Annotated in this window: 4 protein-coding genes and 1 pseudogene; 1 reads left to right on the top strand and 4 read right to left on the bottom strand. The window is 58.8% G+C overall.

What is annotated here, in order from left to right; genetic code table 11:
• From ABYV26_RS21235 to ABYV26_RS21225, 3 genes are all read right to left on the bottom strand, one after another.
• On the bottom strand, positions 1-1,637 hold a 1,637-nt coding region (locus ABYV26_RS21235), incomplete at its 3' end, for a restriction endonuclease subunit M (RefSeq protein ID WP_372683360.1).
• Entirely contained in the window at positions 1,634-3,637 is a 2,004-nt protein-coding gene (locus ABYV26_RS21230) for a restriction endonuclease subunit M (RefSeq protein WP_372683359.1), read from the bottom strand. The genes ABYV26_RS21235 and ABYV26_RS21230, both read right to left, overlap by 4 nt.
• Before the next feature lie 28 nt (positions 3,638-3,665).
• Positions 3,666-3,872, bottom strand: coding sequence for a helix-turn-helix domain-containing protein (locus ABYV26_RS21225; protein ID WP_372683358.1), 207 nt, complete (start codon positions 3,870-3,872; stop codon positions 3,666-3,668).
• Between the two features lie 164 nt (positions 3,873-4,036).
• Between ABYV26_RS21225 and ABYV26_RS21220 the strand changes: the two genes are divergently transcribed.
• On the top strand, positions 4,037-4,387 hold the full coding sequence (locus tag ABYV26_RS21220; RefSeq protein WP_372683357.1) for a helix-turn-helix domain-containing protein: 351 nt from the start codon (positions 4,037-4,039) through the stop codon (positions 4,385-4,387).
• Here ABYV26_RS21220 and ABYV26_RS21215 read toward each other — a convergent pair.
• Positions 4,384-4,702 (bottom strand): annotated as a pseudogene (locus tag ABYV26_RS21215) (gamma-glutamylcyclotransferase); the annotation flags it as partial. The gene ABYV26_RS21220 and the pseudogene ABYV26_RS21215 overlap by 4 nt on opposite strands.

The raw sequence follows: 4,702 nt of genomic DNA, 5'->3' as shown, positions 1-4,702 counted from the left end.
TCGCAGTGGCGCAGAATCCACCAGCGCACGTATTCATCGCCGGGATTGCCCAGTAAGCCATCAGGCAGCAGGATTCCGACTCGGCCAGTGCCGGGCTTCACCCATTGCAGGGCGCGTTCAATGAACAGGACCTCGGGCGGCACGCCACCGGTGCTCAGATTGCCGGTATTGCGGAATCCGCCTTCCTCATCGCGCTCCCAGTTGTTGCCCAGGTCGTAGCGCTCCAGGATGGAGGTGTCGCTGACCGTGTCTTGGGTAGAGAACCAGGGGTTGAGCAGAACCATATCCATGCTACCCAGCGGCATCGCCGGGCGGGCGGCCTCGATGCCATCCAGATCACCGTCCGGGAAGGTGCGGGCATCTATACGGAACACACGGCCGGGATTGCCGGTGGTGAACAGCAGGTTCATGCGGCTGGCCACGGCCAGGAAGGGATCGATGTCGCAGCCCAGGGCGTTGCTGGCCGCCCACGCGGCGGTTTCGTTTTGCGCCTGGCGGATCTGTTCGTTGGTGGCTTCGTCGGGCGTGGTGCCCATGGCCGCCAGTTTCTTCTTGAAGATGTGCGCGGCAGTCATTGCCAGGAAGGTGCCGGTACCGCTGGAACAATCCATGATGCGCTCACCGGGTTGCGGGTCGAGCATCTCCACCGCCATTTCGGCCACGTTGAGCGGCGTGGGGTAGCGCCCCTCGCGTCCGTCCATCACGCTGCGAGCGACAGCACGGAAGGCCCCGGTCCGAAATCGAGGTTGGGTTTCACTCAGGGAGTAACGGGCCAGTTCCATGACCACGCGAGCGGTCTCGTGGGGTTCCAGCGTCAGATCCCAGCCACGAGTCAGCAGGTTCGGTTGCCAGGCCTTGGCGGCGGCAATGGATTCATTGATGCGCTGGGCAATGGCCTGTTGGCCCACCTCGGTGAAAGGCTCGTCGCCCCTGATCCAGAATTTGCGCTCGCTGGTGGGCAGTGTCTCGTCGTGGATCTTGGCCAGCATCAGCACGGCCAACTGTCTGAAAGAATCCTTGTGGTCGAGACCCAGGTTGCGGTTCAGGTACTGACGGCAGCGCAGCAAAGCATCTTCCAAGTCCTCCGCCTCGGCGCTGACTTGAATGACGCCGCCGGTCCGGTCGAGATCGGTGGTGCGCTCCCCCGGCACCGGCCAGACTCCCAAGGGCTTGGCACGAACCTCAAAGCGGGTGCGCTCGACCTGGAACAGGAACTCCTCCTGGCCGTTGGTCCACATGCCTAGCGTTGCGCCGGGGATCAGCTCCAGCAGCTCTTTGAGTTCGCGCAGATCGTTATCGGCCTCGGTGATGGAACGAAGCTTGTCGCGCTTTTTCTGATTCTTGCAGACGATGATTCGCTGCAGGTTGTCGTTGTTGTGCTCGACATCGGGGCGGAAAATCGCGATGTCGATGCGCTTGCGCCCCTGGCCAGCGATCTGGGGGTTGTAGTTCACCTCCAGGTCATCCCTGTCGAACCCGTAGCTTTCGATGAGCTGGCGCAGAACTTTCTGCACCAGCAGCTTCTTGGCCGAGGAGCTTTCTTTGTTACCGGTCAGGATGTCGATGAAAAAATTATCCGGGCCGCTCTCTTCGGCAGCATCCTGCGGGACTTCAATGATGTCGTCTTGGTCGCTCATCCGTTCTGCTCCTTGAGAAATTCGCGGTACTTCTCAGCGATGACCGGCAGATCGTTGTCCTCGATCTTTTCACTACGGGTCAGGGTCCGTTCCACGAAGCGCCCGCCGATGCGAATGCGCTCGATATGCTGCTTGGGCTCGACAATCTCTTCACCGTCCGGGGTGCGCTTGTAGAGCTTGTTGCCACGACGGTCGAAGCCAACCTTGTCGGCCACGGCCATGAACACCGGGTATTCCTCGATGCCGCCCAGGGCCTCAGCGCGTTTTTCCTCTTCACTCTTGCGGCGCAGGAACAGCAGGCTGGTGAGGATGTTGACGTTGGCCTCGGCAATGAAGGCTTCCACCGGCAGGTCGACGGAGGCGAGCACTTGCGTTTCACGCATGATCCACCAGCGGATGTATTCAGAGGCCGGATTACCCAACACCCCATCGGGCAGAACGATGCCCATGCGGCCGGTGCCCGGCTTGAGCCACTTGATGCAGCGCTCGATAAAGAGAATCTCGGGCGCGACGCTGCCCTTGGGGGTGCCGGTGTTGCGGAAACCGCCTTCACCGTCATGCTCCCAGGCGTGCGCCAGCTCGTATTGTTCCAGGATGTGTTTGTCTGTAATCGGGATGTCGGAGCCGAACGGGGGATTGGTGGCGATGATATCCACCGACCCCAGTGGGATCTCCTTCTTGGCGGAGGGCAGATCGGCCAGATGCCCCAGCGGGAATTCCAGGGAGTTGATGTTGTAAATGTGGCCCCGACCGTCACCCGCCAGCACCATGTTCATTTGAGCGGCGCGGATCAGGAACGGGTCAAAGTCGGCCCCGAACACATTGGCGGCGGCATACTCTTTCAGCCGCTCGTGGACGTTCAGAAACTCGGTGGTGTTCTCGTTACCGACCTGGGTATTCTGCTCCTCACGGAATTTCTTCAGCATGTATCCCAAGGTGGCGACCAGGAAGCCGCCGGTACCACAGGCCGGGTCCAGCAGGGTTTCGTTTTCTTTGGGGGCAAGCATTTCAACGACCAGCTTCACCACGCCTCGCGGAGTAAAGTACTGTCCCCGGTCACCGCGCAGATTCACGCCCACTAGTTCTTGGTAGGCGACGCCCTTGGCATCGACATCGGTACGGGTGAAGTCGTACTTGGCCAATTCGGATACGATAAAGGCCAGCGCCCGGTCGGAGAGGGTAATCTCCTCGTTGCCCCGGAAAATGTTCTTGTACTGCTTTTTGACCTCGGTGAAGAGCTCCTCGATGCGCTTGCGGATTTCTTTGCGGCCCTTTTCCTCAAACTGTTCCCTGGGGCCAGCCCAGAAGCGGCGCTGCCAGGCCTGACGCTGTTTTCCGCGCAGGTTTTCATCGTGCATCTTGCAGAAAATCAGATAGAGAAACTGCCAGAAGGCGGCGTCTTTGGGCATGCCCTCGTTGCCGTGGATGTAGTTGTGGCAGCGGCGGAAGGTGATCTTGAGCATCTCGTTGTCGGCAACACGGGTATGGGCGTCGGAAATGACCTCCTTGGTGCCGACCGACTCTTCCGCCATCGGCCAGTCGCCGATAGGGTTGCACTTGGTCTCGAAACGCTTTTGTTCTTTCTCGACAAAAAAGAATTCCAGGCCGTTGGTCCACAGGCCGTACTGAACCGCTTCGACCTCGCGCATGATGGTTTCAATCTCGTCGAGATCTTTTGCGGCTTGCTCAAAATCACGGATGCGAGCGGCATTCTTGCCGACATTCGGTTCCTGGCGGCAAAGCACGGCGCGGCCAAGGTTTTCAATGGTGTGTTCCTTGCCATGATGGAAGATGGCAACATCCACTTTTTTGCGCCCGCCGATGGAGAAATCCAGCTCCATGTCCTCTGGCGAAAATCCGTATTCATGGATCAGAGCGCGAACAATCCTCTGGCGCACCAGCTCTTTCTTCGTTTCCTTGACCTGTTTGCCGGAAACGTAGTCGAGCGTGTATCCCGCCGGGATGGTGTTCTCGGCCTGCTTGTTCTTCTTTTTGCTCATATAAAAACTCCGTTCACCGAGGCTGAGGTCATTTCTGGTCGCCCTCGCCGAAATCTTGGGTTGTGTGTTTCTGTTGCTCTATCCATGCGTCGATGTCTTTTCGGGAAAATCGCCACTGGCCTCGGACCTTGAAAGCAGGCAGTTCCCCGGCCTGGGCCATGGAGTAGACCGTCTTTTCGCCGACCTTAAGTAAGGCGGCGACGTCTTTTAATTTCAGAACCTCTTCATTGCTCATGTCGCCTCTCCTGCAGGGCTGTTGGCCGTCAGGGCACAGTGCCAGAACAGGGGTAAGTTACCTGCCTCTGAGTAAAAATCAACCAGAATATACCAAATTACGCCAAAGAATGCCAGAGGAATTTTGTGTTGCAAAACACTAAACAGCGAGGTATATTAGACGCTATGAAAAACTTTGGTGAAACACTCCGCGACCTTCGGGTTGCTCAAGACCTCGGCCTGCGCGAGACGGCGACCAAGGTAGGCATTTCCCCTGCCTATCTGAGCCGCATCGAACGTGGCAAGGAGCGTCCGCCAAGGCCAGAGGTGATAAAGGAACTGGCCAAGGTACTGGCGGCCGATCCCGACGTACTGTTCCGTTTGTCCTCGTCCACGGACCCGGAAGTCGTCGACTACCTTCATGACCAACCCGAGGTCATGAATTTGCTTCGCTACATCAAGGAAGCCAGCTTTACCGAGGATGAGATCAAGAGCCTCATCCAGGCAGCCGAAAGCATCAAGGCCAACACTCATTAGCCCCGCCACTCCCGGTCAATTCGCTCCCCATTTGTAACCCGAGCCATTCTGTAAATCCACACTGCAATTGAAGCGTTCCGGCATCCAGCGGCCACCATCACCCGCTGGTACATGCTGTGCCCGCCGGGCCGAAAGCCTTCCAGCCGGTCGATGGGCGGTAGATCGCGCTGAGGATCGGTGAAGGTCACCAGTTCCCCATGGATCAGATCCCAGTCTCCGGTCGGGCGGCCGAAGCGCGGTGTGCCGCTCTCCTGCTGCCTGCGGGCGTCGGCCAGCGGATCGTCGGTGCCCCGGGCCAGGATCAGACCTTCCGGC

Source organism: Desulfosarcina sp., from assembly GCF_041551955.1.
GTDB lineage: Bacteria > Desulfobacterota > Desulfobacteria > Desulfobacterales > Desulfosarcinaceae > Desulfosarcina.
This window is presented reverse-complemented; position numbering and strand designations above follow the sequence as displayed.